The sequence below is a fragment of the Pirellulales bacterium genome (assembly GCA_019694455.1).
Classification (GTDB): Bacteria; Planctomycetota; Planctomycetia; order Pirellulales; family JAEUIK01; genus JAIBBY01.
In genome coordinates this window covers 1-18,227 of record JAIBBY010000040.1, presented here as the reverse complement: position 1 = coordinate 18,227, position 18,227 = coordinate 1, and the positions used below count along the sequence as shown (strand labels likewise).

Annotated in this window: 15 protein-coding genes and 5 tRNA genes; 11 read left to right on the top strand and 9 right to left on the bottom strand. The window is 62.4% G+C overall.

The window, feature by feature from the left end; genetic code table 11:
- Positions 1-38: 38 nt before the first annotated feature.
- The gene (gene rfbB / locus K1X71_15345; GenBank protein MBX7074516.1) at positions 39-1,094 is read right to left on the bottom strand and encodes a dTDP-glucose 4,6-dehydratase; all 1,056 of its coding nucleotides are present in this window, start codon (positions 1,092-1,094) and stop codon (positions 39-41) included.
- A 449-nt stretch (positions 1,095-1,543) separates the two neighbouring features.
- On the opposite strand from rfbB, the gene K1X71_15340 reads away from it, so the two are divergent.
- The gene (locus K1X71_15340; GenBank protein ID MBX7074515.1) at positions 1,544-2,098 is read left to right on the top strand and encodes a hypothetical protein; all 555 of its coding nucleotides are present in this window, start codon (positions 1,544-1,546) and stop codon (positions 2,096-2,098) included.
- Positions 2,099-2,190: 92 nt separating this feature from the next.
- On the opposite strand, the gene K1X71_15335 is transcribed toward K1X71_15340, so the two are convergent.
- Positions 2,191-3,279 (bottom strand): aldo/keto reductase, encoded by a 1,089-nt coding sequence (locus K1X71_15335; GenBank protein MBX7074514.1) that lies wholly within the window; start codon positions 3,277-3,279, stop codon positions 2,191-2,193.
- Positions 3,280-3,486: 207 nt separating this feature from the next.
- Between K1X71_15335 and K1X71_15330 the strand changes: the two genes are divergently transcribed.
- Positions 3,487-3,873: a hypothetical protein gene (locus tag K1X71_15330; protein MBX7074513.1), complete on the top strand. Its 387-nt coding sequence runs from the start codon at positions 3,487-3,489 to the stop codon at positions 3,871-3,873.
- A gap of 26 nt (positions 3,874-3,899) precedes the next feature.
- On the opposite strand, the gene hisB is transcribed toward K1X71_15330, so the two are convergent.
- The 3 genes from hisB to hisD form a co-directional block, all read right to left on the bottom strand.
- Entirely contained in the window at positions 3,900-4,493 is a 594-nt protein-coding gene (gene hisB, locus K1X71_15325; protein ID MBX7074512.1) for an imidazoleglycerol-phosphate dehydratase HisB, read from the bottom strand.
- A gap of 79 nt (positions 4,494-4,572) precedes the next feature.
- A complete protein-coding gene (hisC, locus tag K1X71_15320; GenBank protein ID MBX7074511.1) occupies positions 4,573-5,619 on the bottom strand; it encodes a histidinol-phosphate transaminase in 1,047 nt (348 codons plus the stop codon).
- Entirely contained in the window at positions 5,620-6,978 is a 1,359-nt protein-coding gene (gene hisD / locus K1X71_15315) for a histidinol dehydrogenase (protein ID MBX7074510.1), read from the bottom strand.
- 225 nt (positions 6,979-7,203) lie between these two features.
- Here hisD and K1X71_15310 point away from each other — a divergent pair, with 225 nt between their 5' ends.
- Entirely contained in the window at positions 7,204-8,295 is a 1,092-nt protein-coding gene (locus K1X71_15310; GenBank protein ID MBX7074509.1) for a low specificity L-threonine aldolase, read from the top strand.
- A 40-nt stretch (positions 8,296-8,335) separates the two neighbouring features.
- Here the strand turns inward: K1X71_15310 and K1X71_15305 are convergent, their stop codons facing one another.
- Positions 8,336-8,920: a cyclic nucleotide-binding domain-containing protein gene (locus K1X71_15305; protein MBX7074508.1), complete on the bottom strand. Its 585-nt coding sequence runs from the start codon at positions 8,918-8,920 to the stop codon at positions 8,336-8,338.
- A 15-nt stretch (positions 8,921-8,935) separates the two neighbouring features.
- Complete coding sequence (locus tag K1X71_15300) at positions 8,936-10,171, bottom strand: glutamate dehydrogenase (protein ID MBX7074507.1); 1,236 nt, start codon at positions 10,169-10,171, stop codon at positions 8,936-8,938.
- Positions 10,172-10,349: 178 nt separating this feature from the next.
- On the opposite strand from K1X71_15300, the gene K1X71_15295 reads away from it, so the two are divergent.
- Entirely contained in the window at positions 10,350-11,447 is a 1,098-nt protein-coding gene (locus K1X71_15295) for a hypothetical protein (GenBank protein ID MBX7074506.1), read from the top strand.
- Positions 11,448-11,456: 9 nt separating this feature from the next.
- Here the strand turns inward: K1X71_15295 and K1X71_15290 are convergent, their stop codons facing one another.
- The gene (locus K1X71_15290) at positions 11,457-12,323 is read right to left on the bottom strand and encodes a tetratricopeptide repeat protein (GenBank protein ID MBX7074505.1); all 867 of its coding nucleotides are present in this window, start codon (positions 12,321-12,323) and stop codon (positions 11,457-11,459) included.
- A gap of 79 nt (positions 12,324-12,402) precedes the next feature.
- Complete coding sequence (locus K1X71_15285) at positions 12,403-13,764, bottom strand: hypothetical protein (protein ID MBX7074504.1); 1,362 nt, start codon at positions 13,762-13,764, stop codon at positions 12,403-12,405.
- A 383-nt stretch (positions 13,765-14,147) separates the two neighbouring features.
- On the opposite strand from K1X71_15285, the gene K1X71_15280 reads away from it, so the two are divergent.
- From K1X71_15280 to K1X71_15250, 7 genes are all read left to right on the top strand, one after another.
- Entirely contained in the window at positions 14,148-15,815 is a 1,668-nt protein-coding gene (locus K1X71_15280; GenBank protein MBX7074503.1) for a sigma-70 family RNA polymerase sigma factor, read from the top strand.
- A 248-nt stretch (positions 15,816-16,063) separates the two neighbouring features.
- Positions 16,064-16,136 (top strand) — tRNA-Thr (locus tag K1X71_15275).
- Between the two features lie 150 nt (positions 16,137-16,286).
- Positions 16,287-16,369, top strand: a tRNA-Tyr gene (locus tag K1X71_15270).
- A 51-nt stretch (positions 16,370-16,420) separates the two neighbouring features.
- Positions 16,421-16,491 (top strand) — tRNA-Gly (locus K1X71_15265).
- A gap of 212 nt (positions 16,492-16,703) precedes the next feature.
- Positions 16,704-16,776, top strand: a tRNA-Thr gene (locus K1X71_15260).
- A 67-nt stretch (positions 16,777-16,843) separates the two neighbouring features.
- Positions 16,844-18,043 (top strand): elongation factor Tu, encoded by a 1,200-nt coding sequence (tuf, locus tag K1X71_15255; GenBank protein ID MBX7074502.1) that lies wholly within the window; start codon positions 16,844-16,846, stop codon positions 18,041-18,043.
- A gap of 112 nt (positions 18,044-18,155) precedes the next feature.
- Positions 18,156-18,227 (top strand) — tRNA-Trp (locus tag K1X71_15250).

The window sequence follows — 18,227 nt, the reverse complement described above, 5'->3', positions numbered from 1 at the left end:
GTCGGATGAGGGGTCACTAACCGCTCGCTTCTGTTCTCTCACCCCACTCCCAATCGCTCCTGCTGGTACTTGCCCGACAAGACGCGCTCGACCCATACCGGATGGTCCATATACCAGCGAATAGTCAGTTCGAGCCCCGACTCGAAATTCTGCGCCGGTTTCCAGCCCAGGTCGCGCTCGATCTTGCCGGCGTCGATGGCGTAGCGGCGGTCGTGTCCGGGGCGATCGGCGACGCGGGTAATCAGGTTGCGGCAGGGACGATGCTTCAAATCGGGACGCAGCCGATCGACGGTGTCGCAGATCGCATGCACCACGTCCTTGTTGGTGCGTTCGCAATTGCCCCCCACGTTGTAAGTTTCGCCCACCTTGCCGGCGGCAAGCACCGCGCGGATCGCGTGGCAATGATCTTCGACAAACAGCCAGTCGCGAATGTTCATGCCGTCGCCATAGAGCGGCAGCGGTTCTCCCTTGAAACACTTGGTAATCATCAACGGCAAGAGCTTCTCGGGAAACTGGTACGGCCCATAGTTGTTCGAGCAGTTGGTGACCAACGTCGGCACGCCAAAGGTGTGATGATACGCCCGCACAAAGTGGTCGCTCGCCGCCTTCGATGCCGAGTAGGGGGAGTTGGGCGAATAAGGGGTGGTCTCCAGAAATTTGCCCTCGTCTCCCAGCGATCCATACACCTCGTCGGTCGAGACATGCAAGAAGCGAAAGCCGTCGCGCTCGCCGGGCGTCAGACCTTTCAGATATTCACGCGTGGCTTCGAGCAATTCAAACGTGCCGACCACATTGGTTTGCACGAACTCCGCCGGGCCGTCGATCGAGCGATCGACATGCGACTCGGCCGCGAAGTTGACGATGGCCCGCGGTCGATGTTCGGCCAGCAGGCGGCCCACCAATTCACGATCGGCAATGTCTCCCTGCACAAAAATGTGTCGCGAGTTGCCTTCGACCGGCGCTAGCGAATCGAGGTTGCCCGCGTAGGTGAGCTTGTCCAGATTGACGAGCTGGGTCGATTCTTCAGCGATCCATTGGCGGACAAAACAACTGCCGATGAAGCCGGCGCCGCCGGTCACCAAGATGGTCTGCATGACAGGGCCTCGAATTGCGACCTCCACGCGCCATGGACCGAGCGCCAGGCAACGCGGGATCGGTGCTGAGCTAAATTGGGAAAAACGCAGCGGCGCCCGCTTCATGAAGTGTGATCGGGACGCCGGTCCGAACGACTTGCGAATCGACGTAAGAGTATACCGGCGAAGTGGCTGCGCCCGAAAGGGTCTGGCCGGCTCGGCCAGCGCCCACCGCGCGGCGCCAACTGCCTGATAAACCCTGCCGGCTGGTGGGGCTTGTTCGGTAACTCGCGATTCCTTCGATTTGCCGTTCGTGCCGGTCGAATTTGCCTGTAAGGAGCAAGCCATGCACCGGCTGGCGCGCTGTGCGCCGGCCGACCTACGACGACGGCAGGGAATGCCGGAGCGGCTTGCACGGGGAACGCCAGAGCCTCACCGATTCCAAACTTTGGCAAGCTGGGAGCTGGACCGTGTCGTTCGCCGAGCGGCTGCGCTATTGGTATCTCGCTTGGTTCTCGCGTCCCGTGGGAGAACGCCTGCTCTATCGCGCCATCCGGCGCCAGCGAGCCGGCGCCATCCTGGAGATCGGCGTGGGCGATGCTGCTCGCGCCGCGCGCCTAATCCAGGTTGCCGGGCTGGGGCGCCCGCGCGCCGAGGTGCGGTATGTGGCGATCGACCCGTTCGATCTGCGAGGCGAAGAGCAAGGCGCGCCGCTGCCGCTCAAAGAGGCGCACTGCCGGCTGCGTCCCACCGGCGCACAAACCCGGTTGCTCCCCGGCGACGTCTATTCGGTGCTGGCCCGCATGGCCAATGGGCTAGGCAAGTTCGATATCGTGGTGATCGCGGCCTGCCACAACAACGACGCGCTGGCCCGCGCATGGTTTTACCTGCCACGCGTAGTGAACGACCAAACGCAGTTTTGGATCGAGCAACCGGCGGACAAGGGGGGCACGGCCTATCAACCGCTCGATCGCGCCCAGATCGCAGCGTTTACCCAGCCCGCCGCGCGCCGCAAGGCAGCCTAACAGTGTGGAGAAGTCTTCGACGGACGGCCAGGGCCTTGAAGAATCGCTTGTGACGCCCCAAACTTCATTCGCGCCAAACGCAGCCGCGCCCTTCACGCCACGACGCCATCGCTGCCGAGCCAGGTGACCTGCATCTCCTTGACCAGCGGCGCTTCGTAAGCGCGGGCAGAGAAGTTGGCCAGCGCCATCGCGTCGGCATTGGTGTAACGCAGATCGCCGCGGAGCGTCGCCAGATTCTGATCGAGATCGCTCTGCATCGAGACGCCGATATTGAGTAGCGACACTCGCTCGTCTTGCAACACCCAGCGGATCGCTGCCGGCGGCAACTTGGCCAGCGACTCGGGCGCCGCGTCGGGCACGAGATTGGCCGCGTTGTGGCCCAAGATGTTGGCGCCCATCACCTTCATCGCCACGATCGCCATGCCCTGCTCGTGCGCCTTGGCAAGGCACATTTCGCGCAGTTCCAGGTTGCGATGCGAGAGAATGGTATCCATCCCCTTGCGAAAGTAGCCATACGCCAACAGTGTTTGATCGAAGCCGCCCGTGGAGATCATCTTGAGTACGTCTTCAAACGCCACGTGCGTCGTCAGTCCGATGAACCTCAGCAGCTTCTCATCGCGCAGTTTGACCAGTTCGGCGTGCAACTGCATGGCGCCGTCGAAGCCGATCTTCTCAATCGCCGGGCTGTGGATCTGCACGCAATCGACATAGTCCGTGTTCAACTCGGAGAGCGACTTCTCCAGCATCGGCCGCACCCCCTTCGCCTCCATGGCATGGCACTTGGTGGCCAGGTACACCTGATCGCGCACGCCGGCCAAACCCTGGCCAAATATTTTTTCGCTTTCGCCATAGACGCGGGCAGTGTCGAAATAGCGGATGCCTTGGTCAAAGGCGTAGCGCACCAGCCGCGCGCTTTCTTCCATCGGCGGCAGCGGCACGCCATAGGCCTGAATGAACATCTTCACAAAGGCCGATCCGCCCATGCCGAGGATCGGCAGCACATGCCCGGTCTTGCCAAATGGCTTCATCGGCAGCCCTGTGGCCGTGGTGGCTATCTCTTTCTGATCGGGAGCAGCGGCGAACGCGAGGGCCGAGGGGAGAACAGCGCCCCCCGCGGCGGCCAGCAATCCCTGCTTGAGAAAATCGCGACGCTCGGTGGCGGCTTCATGACCACGACTCATGGCGGGCTCCTTCAGAGGACGAGTAAGTCGCCGACCTGGCCGCAAACGTGGTGCGCCGGCGGCCCAGGCAGCGCGGACCGACAAGATGAGACGAGCGCCTGTGATGATAGGCGCCGGCTGCGACCGATTGCAAATAATTCTGGCCGCGGCAGTCGCTACAATCTCATGCGAACCCGTCTCGATGTCACCCCGAATGGAGTAATTCGCATGCGCGTCGCCAAGCTTCCGTTGCTACTTGGACCAGCGATTGTGGCCGTCGCCCTGGTCGGCCTGGGTTTCAACTATCAGAAGGCGCCAAGCGCCCCTCGGGACGGCCGGTTTGTGTTTCCGGTGTTGCACAGCCTGGACGCCGCCTACCTGGGAGACACGCCCGCCCATCGCGGCAAATATGGCGGCCTGGACGGGGTGGACGTGAACGTGGCGCTGGGAGACCCCGTTTATCGCGGCGACACCATGGTCGGCACCATCACGCAAATCGTCTGGGAGCGTGTGCATGGCAGCCTGGAAATCGAGTTCGACCCCGCGCCGCTGCAACGCGTGAGCGTTGGCGACGAGGTGTGGGTATCGATCGCCAAGGTGCCCGTCAAACCGTAACCGCGCCGCAGGCGGCGGCGGTCGCGCTATTCGGTGAGCGTGCCTTTGGTGCTCGGCACGCCCGGCATGCGCGGATCGTGCTCCAGCGCCATCCGTAGCGAACGGGCAGTCGATTTGAAGATCGCCTCGGCGATGTGATGGCTGTTGCGCCCGTGGTGCAACACTACATGCAGATTAGCCAGCGCGTTGGCCGCCACCGCCTGCCAAAAGTCTTCGACCAGCTCGGTATCGAACTGGCCGATCTTTTCGCTAGGAAACTTGGCGTCGAACACCAGGTAGTAACGCCCCCCCAGGTCAAGCGCGGTGGTCACCAGCGTCTCATCCATGGGAAGCGTGAAGTGCCCGTAGCGACGAATGCCCGCCTTGTCTCCCAGGGCCTGCCGCATGGCCTGGCCGAGGCAGATGCCGACATCCTCAACCGTGTGATGCTGATCGACATGCAGGTCGCCGAGCGCATTGACTGTCAGGTCGATGGCGGCATGCCGCGCCAACAGCGTGAGCATGTGGTCCAGAAAGCCGACTCCGGTCGCCACATTGGCGATGCCGGCGCCATCGAGGTTGAGTTCCAACTCGATCGCCGTTTCGGCGGTGCGGCGTTGTATTTTGGCGGTGCGTGCCATGCGGTCGGAGCCGATGTTGGCTTTGGGGTGGTGTTGGCGAGCGGCGCTGAACGGCAAATCCTAGTCGATTTGCTGCCTGTCAAATCATACCCTTCAAGAGGGCCAGACAGGCATCGACCTGATCGTCGGCCCCGATCGAAATGCGTAGGCCGTCCCCCCAGCCCGCATAATGCATGTACCTGACCAACACCCGGTTCTCCTTGAGTCGCTCGTAGAGCGGCTTGACCGGTACTTGCGGGTGTGGGCACCAGACAAAATTGGCCTGGCTGTCGACGGCGTCGAAACCCAACTCGCGCAAAGCGCGGGTCATCCGCTCGCGCGTGGCGATGATCTTGCCGCGCGTCTCGGCCAACCAGCGCTGGTCGTCGATGGCGGCCACCGCGCCGGCGATCGATAGGGCGTCGCAGTTGTAGGAATCTTTGAGTTTGACCAGCCCCGCGATCACGTGCGGCTGCGCCACGACAAATCCAAATCGCAGCCCGGCCAGCGCGTACGACTTGCTGAAGGTCCGCGAGATCAGCACCTTGTCGGTCTGCTTCACCAGGTCGAGGCAGCTTGTCTCGGCGAAATCGACATAGGCCTCGTCGACCAACAAAGGGCAGGGAAGCCGCTGGGCGATTTCCAGCACCCGCGCCGGCGACAGCACGGTGCCCGAGGGGCTGTTGGGATTAGGCAGAAACACCAGTCGCAGGTCGGCGGCGGCCTGCGAAAAGTCGTCGCCGAGCGTCCAGTCGCGCCGAAAATGAACTTCTTCGCTTTGCGCGCCTTGGATTTCGGCCAAGGTCTTGTAGAGGATGTAGCTGGGAAATGGCAAACGGATGCGCTGCCCCTCGCCGACAAAGGCGCGGGTGACGATGGTCAAGATTTCGTCGCTGCCGTTGGCGGCCATGATCCAATCGGGGCCGACCCCCAGCACATCGGCGGCGCGTTCGCGAAAGGCGGTGGCCATCGAGTCGGAATAGCGCTCCAGTCCGCGCTCCAGCACGGTTTGGATGGCCCGATTCACCGCCGGCGAGCAGCGATACGGGTTCTCGTTGGTGTTGAGCTTGATGAACTTGCCCACCTGCGGCTGCTCGCCCGGCGCGTAGCCCGTCATTCGGTCGATTTCGGCGCGAAAATGCGACACTTATGGGCTCTCCTTCGGCAAGCGAATATCGACGCTGGCGCGGTGCGCCGTCAGCCCCTCCTTGTCGGCCATGACGCGCACCGCGGGGGCGGCCGCTTGCAGGTCGTCGGCGGTGAAGTGGATCACGCTAGTGCCGCGCACAAAGTCGAGCGCCGACAGCGCGCTGAAAAAGTGCGCCGTGCCGCCGGTCGGCAGCACATGCGATGGGCCAGCGACGTAATCACCTACCGCCACCGGCGAATAGGGACCGAGAAAGGCGGCGCCCGCGTGCGGAATTTTAGCCAATAGCGCCTCGGCGTCTTGCGTGGCGATGTGCAGGTGCTCGGCGGCCAACAAGTCGGCGATGGCGCAAGCCTCGTCGGCGTCGCGCGTCAGGATGATCGCGCCAAAGCTTTCCAGGCTCTGACGGGCCAGGTCGCTACGTTCTAGTCGCGCCAGTTGCCGGTCGAGTTCTAGCGCGACAGCGCCGGCCAATTCGCTGCTCCAGGTGACCAGGATGCTCGCCCCGGGGGAGTGCTCCGCCTGGGCGATCATGTCGGCCGCCGTGTAGTCGGCCCGCGTCGACTGGTCGCCGATCACCACTACCTCGCTAGGGCCAGCGATCGAGTCGATATCGACGTCGCCATACACCAGCTTCTTGGCTAGCGCCACGAACAGATTGCCCGGCCCCACGATCTTGTCGACCTTGGCCACCCCTGGCACGCCATAGGCGAGCGCGGCCACGGCCTGCGCGCCGCCGATGCGATACACCTCGTCGATGCCCAACTCGTGACAAGTGGCCAGCAGATCGCGGTTGTAAGAGCCAAAAGGAGTTGGCGGAGCGACCACCACCAACTCGCGTACGCCGGCCGCCTGCGCCGGCACGGCGGTCATCAGCACCGTCGATGGATAAGCCGCCGCGCCCCCTGGCACGCAGATGCCAACCCGCGACAGCGGCAAGTAGCGCTGGCCCAGATGGCCGCCACCGGCCAGCGGCAAGCGCACGTCGCGCGGGACCAGTTCGCGCTGAAAGCGCAGGATATTGTCGCGAATTTGGCGGATGGTCGACAGGAACTCTGGCTCGACCGCGCGATGCGCCTCGACAAGCTCATGCGCCGGCACGCGCACCGTTTCGGGCGTCAACTCGGCGCCGTCGAGTTTGTGTGTGTAGCCAAGCACGGCGGCCCACCCCTGCTCGCGCACGTCGCGGCAGATGCGCTCGACCACCTGGCTGGGCCGCAGCGCCTCGCCAAACACCTCGATCGTACGGCGCCGACCCGCCTCGCTGACGATGTCGCCGCGCGGACTCAGGCGCTCACGCACGGCGGCCAGCGCCTGGGCCACGTCGTCGTGTCGGGTGTCGATGCGGGTGATTTTCAAACCGTTTTTGCCTTGCGCGGAAGGGAGCGAAACAATGTCTGATATTCAGCCTAATTCAGACAGCCATCAGCACGGTGGGGTTCGGGAGCGGCCGATTGGCCATTGTGTAAGGTAACCCGGTTTCTGAAAAGGACTTGGTTTCGGTTTGGCTTGTGACACCTTCCGCCCCGCGATAGAACGATTCGGCCGAATCTTGGTCCCCGATTCAACCCTCCAGGAGACGTCATGCCCGCTCGTTTGCTCGACTTTCGCAGCGATACGGTGACCCGCCCCACGCTGGCGATGCGTTCCGCCATGGCCGCCGCTGAAGTGGGAGACGATGTGTTTGGCGAGGACCCCACCGTTTGCGCCTTGGAGGAACGCCTTGCCGCGCTGCTGGGCAAGGAAGCCGCTATTTACGCCCCCTCGGGCACCATGACCAATCAAATCGGCGTCAAGGTGCACACGCAGCCAGGGGACGAAATGATCTGCGAGGCGGGCTGCCATATCTACAACTACGAGCAGGCCGGGTATGTGCAGCTAAGCGGCGTCGCCGCGCGCACCGTGCCGGGCAAGTTTGGCGTGCTGGAACTGTCTCAGCTCGAAGGCTTGGTTCGCGGCGGCGACGATCATTTGCCGCGCACGCGGCTTGTGTGTCTGGAAAACACGCATAATCGCGGTGGCGGCAAGGTATTTCCCTATGAGAGTATCGAGGCCATCTGCGGCTGGGCGCACGGCAAGGGGCTGGCCACGCATCTCGATGGGGCACGGCTCTTCAACGCGGTGGTGGCCACCGGCGTCGCGGCCGATCGCTGGTCGAGCCACTTCGATACCGTAAGCGTTTGCTTCAGCAAGGGGCTGGGCGCTCCGGTCGGCTCGGCCCTGGCCGGCACCCACGAGCATATCCGCAAGGCGCGACGCCATCGCAAGCTGTTTGGCGGCGGTATGCGGCAGGCGGGCGTCATCGCGGCAGGCGCCTTGTACGCGCTGGAGCATCACATCGACCGCCTCGCTGAAGACCACGCCAACGCCAAGCGCTTGGCCGACGCCATACGGGCGATCGACGGCTTTTCGCTCGAACCAGAAGAGGTCGACACCAACATCGTCATCTTTGGCATCGCTCCGCATTTGGGAACCGCGGCCTACGTCGCCACACGGCTACAAGAGCGCGGCCTATTGATGCTGGCAATCAGCGAGCGGCAGATTCGCGCTGTGACCCATCTCGACGTGAACGCAGAGGATGTCGCGGCGGCAAGCCAGATTCTGGCCGCGGTCGCCAAGACAAAGCCCGGCAAGTCGGATGGCGACGCCAAGCGACGGCGGACCTCGTACGCCTGATGGGCGCCGCCTGGCCGCCTGAGTATCACCGGTCAGGCCGCTAAGCCTTCCAGATGCCCTGTAGTTGCTTGCGGAAATTGTTCCACTCGTCGACGCGGACGCGGCGCGTTTCGGCGCCGGCCAACTGAGCGACCCAGTGATCCATCCGCCGTAGCCGCTCGGCCAGCGTGCGCACCGAGCCCAGCGCCAGCTTGCAGGCCGCTGTCGAGCCCGCCTCGGTCAAGCGATCGAACTCGGCGCTATCGATGCACAATAGTTCCACGGGGCTCGCCGCGCGCACATCGGCCGAGTGCGGAGCCCGATCAAAGAACGACATCTCGCCAAAGCTGTCGTTCCGCTCCAGCACCGCCAGTCGCAGCGGGGAAGCAGCGCCGTCATGGGCGGGGTGGCAAATCACTTCGCATTGGCCGGACAGCACCACGCACAAGCGCGCGTCGCGGCCCCCTTCGCGAAAGATCATATCGCCGGTCGCGTAACGCTCGGTATGAGCCACGGAGGCAAGCTGTTCGCGCTCCTTGGTCGAGAGATTGGAAAAGATCGGCACGTCGGCCAGCGCGGCTGCGGCCACGCCAACGGGCAACGCCCGATCTTTCGTCGCTGCCGGTTCCCCCTGATGATTCAACATCGCTCTGTTCCTCGCCTATGCGATTCCGCCTAGCACCGTGGCACGGCCCACGCGGCCAATGCCCAGGATGTACGCCGCCGTGCGGAGACTCACCTTGCGCTCTTGCGCGATCTGCCAAACGCGTTCAAAGGCGTCCGTCATAACGCGATCTAGCTCCTGTCGCACGCGGTTGAGTCCCCACTGGTAGTGTTGCAGATTTTGGACCCATTCGAAGTAACTTGCGGTCACACCGCCAGCATTTGCCAGAATGTCCGGCAAAATCGTCACACCTTGCTTCTCTAAATACGCATCGGCCTCGGGATCGGTTGGGCCGTTCGCAGCCTCCAGGATCAACGGTGCCTTGATTTGCTCCATGTTGGTGGTGTTGATGACATCCCCCAGCGCCGCCGGAATCAAAAGTTCCACGTCGAGCCCAAACAAGCGCGACGGCTCCAAATGCTCGGCATCCGGGTAGCCAGTCAACAACCCCTTGTTTTGCAGCGAGTGGCGTAGCATCGCGGCTACGTCGAGCCCCTCGGGCCGATAGTACGCCCCGCTCAAATCGCTGACCGCCACCACCTTAAAATCGGCCTCGTGCAAGAACTTGGCGGCGTGCGAGCCCACATTGCCAAAGCCCTGGATAGCCACTCGCGTATCGCGCGGTTTGCGATTCAAGCGGCCAATGAACTTATAGGCCAGGATGCCCACCCCTCGGCCCGTCGCTTCTTCTCGGCCGGGCAGGCCGTGCAACTCGACTGGCTTGCCGGTCACGCAGGCGGGACTGAATCCGTGGTACTTCGCGTATTGGTTTGCAAACCAAGCCATTACCTCGGCGTTGGTGCCCATGTCGGGCGCCGGAATATCAACCGTCGGACCAACCAGGTCGTGGATTTGATCGACAAACTTGCGCGTGATGGTTTCCAGTTCGCGCGGGCTGAGCTTGCGCGGATCGACGGCGATGCCCCCTTTGGCGCCGCCGTACGGCAAATCGACCACTGCGGTCTTCCAGGTCATCAGCGCCGCGAGCGAACGCACCTCGTCGAGATCGACATCGGGATGAAACCGTAGTCCTCCCTTCATCGGGCCGCGGGCGTTGTCGTGCTGCACGCGGTAGCCAATGAAAGTGGTCACCTCGCCGTTGTCCATCTCCACAGACACCTGCACGCGAATCTCGCGCATTGGGGTGAGGAGCAGAGTGCGCATATTGCTGGTCAGATCGAGTTGATCAGCCGCGCGATTGAAGTAGTAGCCCGTGGCCTCGAATGCTCGCATGCCAACTCCTTGTTCGCGGAATGCGCCTGGCGTGCCCAATTCGATCGAATCATAGGCCGCGAGCTTTGAGGCCAGCAAGACAAGCGGCGGGGGGTGGGGCGACGTTACAATCGTATACGTTGCGGGCCCGGAGTCGAATCTGCCGCGCGAATTGTGGCTGTTTTCACGAGAAATTGCGATGCGAACCTGCTGCCTCTCCCTGCTGGCCCTGCTAGGCGTCTCGGCGGCGCAAGCCCAACCGGCATCGGGGAGCCTTCCGCTCTGGTCGCCGCCAACACAAGGCGAGGCACTAAGCTCGCCGCTCGATTACGTGCCGACCGCAGCGCAGGTCGTCTTGTATTGGCGCGTCGACGATTTTCTAAAACACCCCGAAGCGGCGCATGTGCTCGCGGCAGCCGGCGAGTTGGGCGAATGGCTGCAAGTCGAGGCGCCACGGCAATTGGGGGTCGCGCTCGACGATTTGCAGTGGCTCACCATCGGGCTAACCCCCGGCGACGAGGCGCCGCGCATCACGCTGGCTGGGATGACCAAGACGGCCAAGCCAGTGACGGAGTTGCAAGCCGCCTGGGGGACGACAACCGCGCGACCCGCCGCGACTGACTCCCAGTCCAACGGCAAGACTTCCCGCGTTAACGCCACGACATTCCCGCAAGGGGACAACACCTATTTTCTTCCACCCGAACAAGATGGCCGTCTGATTGTCCGTGCGCCGACGGCGCTGGCCAGAGAACTGTCGGCCGGGGCGAGCAAAGATCGACCGCGGCGCCGGGAGTTCGACGAACTCTTGGCGCACAGCGATGCGAGTCGGCACTTCACCGTGTTGTTCGCTCCCAGCTTCTGGCTCAACAGCGGCAAGCCGCTGCTGCGCGACCAGTATCAACACGTCCGCGACTGGTTGACTTGGTTCTTTCCGCGCACAACCGAGGGGGCGCTCGTGAGCTTGAACCTCGACGAGCGGCTGTTTCTTGAGCTGCGCATCGCCTCCAGCGCCGATCGCAAACCGGCGGTGCTATTGCGCGATTTTCGCGACCGGGTTGGCGAAGCGGCGGCGCGACTGGAATCAGAACTCAAAGACCGCGCGGCCACCGACTACGACCGCAAGGTGTTGGCTCGCCTGCCAAAAATGCTCGCCACGCTGGCCGAGTTCACTCGCGCCGATCTGGATGGCCGCCAGGTAGTGCTGCGCGCCTATCTGCCGACGGTGGCGGCGCACAATCTGGCGCTGGGCGCTCGGCTGCTCTTCGAACCGCTGCCCGCCGCGCCCGGCAGTCCCTGACGCCGGGCATTACTCCGGCGCTTTCTCGCCAGATCGCAATTGCAGATGCACGCGAGGCACTTCCCACATATAGCCGCTGTCACTGGCGTGCGTTGCCGCCTCGCGCATGGCGGCCAGCGACTCGGCGGAGCGACCGTGCGCCTCGTGCCAGAGTCCTAAATAAAGCTGCGCAAAGAACAACCGCTCGCGCAATTCTTGCTCGCCGGGCTTACCGGCCCGCGCGGCAGCAAGCACATCGTTGGGCGCGCCTTTTCCAGCAAACAGGCGGTAAATCTCCATCAGCGGCACGCGGCGGTCGCGCTGGATCGGCAACAACTGTTTGGCCGCGGCTTCGAGCGATTCCTCCCTGGCGTGGCATATGTAGCACCACACGGCGTTCTCCACGTCATTGGCATCGACCGTTTGATAGGCCTCGAATTGGCGGCGCCCCTCGGCGAATCGCCCAGCGTAGTAGTACGAAATGCCTCGCTTCCAGTGCCCCGCCAGCCGGCCGGGGTCGAGCTCGATGGCCTTGTCGAAATCGGCGATGGAGGCGTCAATTTCGCCAGCCAAAAAATGCGCGCTGCCACGGCGGTCGTGGATTTCAGCGGCGCTGGCCGGCGCGAGCGGCAGCCCCTTCAAACTCAAAATGTCGCTGTATGCCACTGCGGCATCGCGATACGCGCGACGTTGTTCGTGGATGCTCGCCAGCAGTAGGCGCGGCCGGGCATCGGCCGGCGACGCGTCAATGGCTTGCCTGGCCTTGGCGGCCGCTTCGTCCAGCTTGCCGGCGGCGAGCGCGGCGCGGGCGCTATCGACCAGCAATTCGGCGTCGCCCCCGCTCGCCATTGGGGACGCCAAGAGCAGCGATAACAAAGTGATGATCGCGCGTCGCATGCGGTCCTCTCCCAGGCAAATCAACAATGTCACCGCGACATTGTCGCCAGGAATGCGACCGGAGAAAATGAGGCAAGTCTTATTTCAAGGCCGGCTTGTCTGGCGATGCTCCGCCCTGGGCCGTCTGCTGCGCAATCGGATTGAACCTAAGTTGCGCGACAATCGCCTCGTCGGCGTTGCCAAAGGCTTCCAACATCGGCGTTTCGACCGCGAAGATCAAAAGCGATTGCTGGCCCGCCGGAGTGGTCATCAGATAGTAGATCCACTGCATCGGCAGTTCTTCCACCTTGCCCGTCGCCACCACGCGATACACCAGTCGGCTCGGGTCGTCGCTGTTCTGCGAGGCGGTGACGAACTGCCCAAACCCCTCGCCCAGAGCTTTTTGGATATCGAGCTGAAACTTGGCCAACGGCACCGGTTTTTCAGTGCGCGTGAGGGGCACCACGTTGCATTGTGCCACCAGTTCGCCCCGATCGATCAGTCGAAACACCGCCCCTTTGGGCTCTTCGGTCAGCAGCAGCCAACGTCGATCGTAAAGAAAGCTGAATTCGTCGTTCAGGCCATAGTAGGCGAGCAGCAGTTGATCGTCGGTTGGGGCGTGTTGTTTGCCCGCCACCACTGCCGGCAGCAGTTTTGACTGCTGAATTGGCTCAATCTTAAGCTGCAAGCGGGCCGTGGCGTCTACGCCCGGCGCGGCATGCCCGATCGAGCGATTCTCTTTGATCAGTAGCGCCAACCAGGTCACGCGGCGGGCGGCAAAGTCGAAGGTGTACTTTGCTTTCACCTCGATCTCGGTGGCCACGCCGCCAATCGCGCCGAGCAGTTTTCCTTGCAGTTCGCATTTCGCCTCGGCGTCATTGGCTTCGATCAGCACGCTCTCGGCGTCCGAAGTGCTGACCGCATCGACTCCCACCAAGGCCGCCATCAGGTCGGGCGTGTGTTGCCAACGATCCTCGATCGCCACCGACTGATCGGGCAACAGAGCATCGACAATCAGGCTATCGCCCGGCGTCGAAAGCAGATCGAGTTCCTCGCGCGCGATGTGCCCGTCCGGGCAAAACAGTCGCAATTGCTGGCCGGTCCAGTCGCCTACGATCGCCGAGTGTTCGGGATCGAGCAGCGGCTCTTGCGATTTGCCGTCGATCGTGAGCTTGGCGGTCGCTTTGTCGAAGCACCGAATCGAGCGTCGCGCTGTGGCGGCCTCGACATCCACCAAACGCTCATCGTAGTTGGCCGAACCGACCGCCTGCATCGGCAGCGTCTTCACCTGCTCTTGGTCCGGCAGCTTCAGATTGCCGGTGACCTCCAACAGGGTTTCGATATGCGAGGTGCGGCCCACGGTCAGGTCGGGCCGCAGGTTATAGGTTTCCGCTGCGGCCGCTGGGTCGAGCAGACAAGCGACCAAAATCAGCGCAACCCAAAATCGCGTAAAGCCTTGCATTCAATAGTCCCCAGGCGGCCCTGATCGATGGAACGGCTTGTCCTAGATCGACCGACTGGGGGAGCGAATTCCATTGAAAAGTTACGTCCCCGCTTAGGGGAGTGACCGTGGGGCGGGTCAGTGGACACAAACGGTTATGGCGCAAAGAGAAAATTTGCCAGCTCGCGACGGAACCTAAGGTCCCAAGAATTTGTCAAAAAAGTTGAAGTTTGTTTGGGCGACTGGACACTTGGTTACGTACAACTTGTAGCGGACGCCGGGATTGGCTCAGCAATGGACCATTTTGGGCATCGGCCAGGCTGTTTTTCAGGAGTGCCGCCTGTCGGGCGAGGGAATTGCCGGAACACCGACAGGCGTGGATTGGTTTGGAGAAGAAGTTAGCCATGCATACCGACTATTTGCTTGCCAGCTTGCGTCAATTGCGCGATCACGAGGTGGAACAAGCCCCGCGTGAACGCCAAATGGAATACGTCGATCGGGCCGAGCGCCTGTTGAGCGAAATCGACCCCAAGCGCAATTACAGCTTTGATTTCGTTTGCCAGCGCTTGACCGAAGGCGCCTGCAGCGCGCGCAAGTCGCAGAAGTGCGCCGGCAAGGATTTGCAGCACGACCTGCGGCTGTGGGTCGAAGACCTCTCCGATGCCGCCAACGTGGCGGCTGACACCGCAGGCGAGCCTGTGCTCACCGTCGAAGATCTGAGCAAGCGTTACAACGTGTCGACCAAGACCGTGTCGCGCTGGCGCCAGCAGGGGCTGGTCAGCCGGCGATTTGTGTTCGACGGGCGAAAGCGCGTCGGCTTTTTGCGTAGCTCGGTGGAGCGGTTTGTAACCGCCAACGAGGACCGTGTGCGCCGTGGCTCGAGCTTTAGCCAGCTTGACGACGCGGAACGCGATCAGATCATCGAGCGCTCGCGGCGTCTGATTCAGGCCGGGGCGTGCCCCGCCGAAGCGATGAAGCGGGTCGCTCGCCGCTTCGATCGCAGCGTCGAGACTGTTCGCTACACGATCAAGCAGTTCGATGGCGAGCATCCCGACAGTGCGGTGTTTCCGGAGCATTCCGGCACGCTGGCCGACCACGTGAAGCAGCGGATTTATCAGCAATATCGCCGTGGCATCACGGTCGACGCGTTGGCCAAGCAGCACTGCCGCACCAAGACCAGCATTTACCGCGTCATCAACGAGATGCGGGCGCGCCAGATTCTGGACTTGCCGCTCGACTTTATTCCCAGCCCAGAGTTTGAAAAGGCAAACGCGGATCGCGTGATTTTGACGCCGATGCCGGCCTCGCCCACCGCCCCCCGTGCGGTGCGCCTGCCGAGCGGGTTGCCCCCCTACCTGCAAAGCCTGTACGAGGTGCCGCTGCTCAATCGCGAGCAGGAAGGGCATCTTTTCCGCAAGTACAACTACCTGAAGTATCGGGCGGGCAAGCTGCGCAACCAGATCGATCCGCTGCGACCCAAAAGCGCCTTGATGGATGAGATCGAAGGGCTGCATCAGCAGGCAATCGACACCAAGAACCAGATCATTCGGGCAAATCTGCGTCTGGTCGTGTCGATCGCCAAGCGGCATGTCGGCGCCACCGGCGACTTTTTCGAGCTGGTGAGCGATGGCAACGTCTCGCTGATGCGGGCGGTGGAAAAGTTCGATTACGGTCGCGGCAACAAGTTCAGCACATACGCCACCTGGGCGATTATGAAGAACTATGCTCGCACCATCCCGGACGAGCATCGACAGCGTGATCGCTTTCGCACCAGCCACGACGAGATGTTCTCGGCGACGCAGGATGTTCGCAGCGATCAGTTTGAGCTGGAATTGGCTCAGCGCTCGCGGGAGACGCAGATTGGCCGGATTTTGGACGCGCTCGACGAGCGGGAGCAAAAGATCATCATCAGCCGCTTTGGCCTGGAACGTGGTCACGAACCATTGACCCTGAAAGAAGTTGGGGCCGAGCTGGGGGTCACCAAGGAACGGATTCGCCAAATCGAGGCCCGTGCGCTGATGAAGCTGCGTAAAGCGGCCGAAGATGAACGGATCGAGGTTCCTGGCGTGTAGTCGCCAGCAACTGCGATGCGGATCGATTACGGACGATCCGAGAGTCGAACCCGACGCTCGGATCGTCCGTCTATTTTGTGCGCGAGTTGCGAAAATCGCCACGGGAGCGATGCCGGTTGGTGGCGTGCGGCGCTTGGCGCGGCACGTTGACGAGCCGGGCAAGGTTTTTGCGCGGATTTTCGTGCGAGCCCGCCTTGCATACAGCCTTTGTTTCTTTATAGTTACTGGTTTTCCGGCATCCTCAGTCGGCTAGCGTAGCTCAATTGGCAGAGCAGCTGATTTGTAATCAGCAGGTTGTGGGTTCAAGTCCCTCCGCTAGCTCGTGTTCGCCCGCAGTTTGGGCGACTCGCCGGCTGGATGGAAACTGGCCGGCAAATGCAGCGTGAACGAAAGTAATTTCGATCGGCCGAGAAGGCCGGTTTTGAGCGGATTGAAGGTGTGCGTGGGGCTCGCCCCCGAGGAGATGTGAACGGGGGGTTTCCCGAGCGGTCAAAGGGGTCAGACTGTAAATCTGATGGCTTATGCCTTCACAGGTTCGAATCCTGTACCCCCCATTAACTAGGGCCGCTTGGCGCGGCAAAGAGAGCGAGAAAAGAGGATCGAACGCGGGTGTAGCTCAATGGTAGAGCAATAGCCTTCCAAGCTAAAGACGAGGGTTCGATTCCCTTCACCCGCTCTGGCGAGTGCATGTTGGAAACGAAGGCAACAAGCTGAGTGCGCGGGGCGACAACGAGGGGCAACGACGAACGGGCCAGTCGAGGGGCGAGGTCCGAACAACAAGGGGCGCGAGTAGTAGGGGCCGCAAAAGCGAGATACGACGACAACTGCGATGAGGACACACCCCACAATAAAGCGACCTGTTCGCTACGCCAGCGAATAGCCGCAACTGCTGCTGTAGCTCAGTTGGTAGAGCGCGTCCTTGGTAAGGACGAGGTCACGGGTTCAAATCCCATCAGCAGCTCTTGGGTTTGATCAATTTCAACAACAACGGCCGACCGCCTGGTTTTAGGTAGAGATTAGGGAGAGCAATGGCTAAGGATAATTTTGAACGCAAGAAACCGCATGTAAACGTCGGCACGATCGGTCACATCGATCACGGCAAGACGACCCTCACCGGCGCCATCCTTGCCGTGCAGGCCGCTAAGGGGATGGCCAAATTCAAGGCCTACTCCGACATCGCCAAGGGGGGCACCGTCCGCGACGAAACCAAGACCGTGACCATCGCCGTCAGTCACGTCGAGTACGAGTCGCCGAATCGTCACTACGCCCACATCGACTGTCCGGGCCATGCCGACTTCATCAAGAACATGATCACCGGCGCCGCCCAGATGGACGGCGCCATCCTGGTGGTGTCGGCCGCTGACGGCCCCATGCCGCAGACCCGTGAGCACATCCTGTTGGCGCGTCAGGTCGGCGTGCCCGCCTTGGTGGTCTTCCTCAACAAGTGCGATCTGGTCGACGACCCCGAGTTGCTCGAACTGGTCGAGTTGGAACTGCGCGAGTTGCTCACGCACCACGGCTTCCCTGGAGACGAGATTCCGATCATTCGCGGCGCCGCCCGCCCGGCATACGACAAGCCGGCCGATCCCGAAGCCAACAAGTGCATCGGCGAGCTGATGGACGCGATCGACTCCTACATTCCCGAGCCGGTCCGCGAAATCGACAAGCCGTTCCTGATGGCCATCGAAGACGTGTTCTCGATCGAAGGTCGCGGCACGGTGGTCACGGGCCGCATCGAGCGTGGCTTGGTCAAGGTGGGCGAGGAAATCGAAATCCTCGGGCTCACCACCGCACCGCGCAAGACCACGGTCACGGGCGTCGAAATGTTCAACAAGACACTCGATCAGGGCCAGGCCGGAGATAACGTCGGCTGCCTGCTTCGCGGCATCAAGCGCGAAGAAATCGAGCGCGGCCAGGTGCTGGCCAAGCCCGGATCGATCACGCCGCATACCAAATTCGAGGCCGAAGTTTACGTGTTGTCGAAGGAGGAAGGCGGGCGTCACACGCCGTTCTTTAGCGGTTACCGCCCGCAGTTCTACTTCCGCACCACCGATGTCACCGGCACCGCGCAGCTCATCGGCGACGCCGAGATGTGCATGCCGGGCGACAACGCTCGTATCAAGGTCGAACTGATCTCGCCGATCGCCATGGACGATGGCGTTCGCTTCGCCATTCGCGAAGGCGGCAAGACGGTCGGTTCGGGCGTGGTCACCAAGATCTTGGAGTAAACGACAACGCGCAATGCGGGCGTCGCCGCCACCGCGGGGCGATGCTTCGTTAGCAGACAACCAACGCGGCCCGGCGACGGGCCGCGTCTTTTGGCCCCCGCCGGGCCGAGCTAGGGGTGTAGCTCAATTGGCAGAGCGCCGGTCTCCAAAACCGGAGGTTGCGAGTTCGATTCCCGCCGCCCCT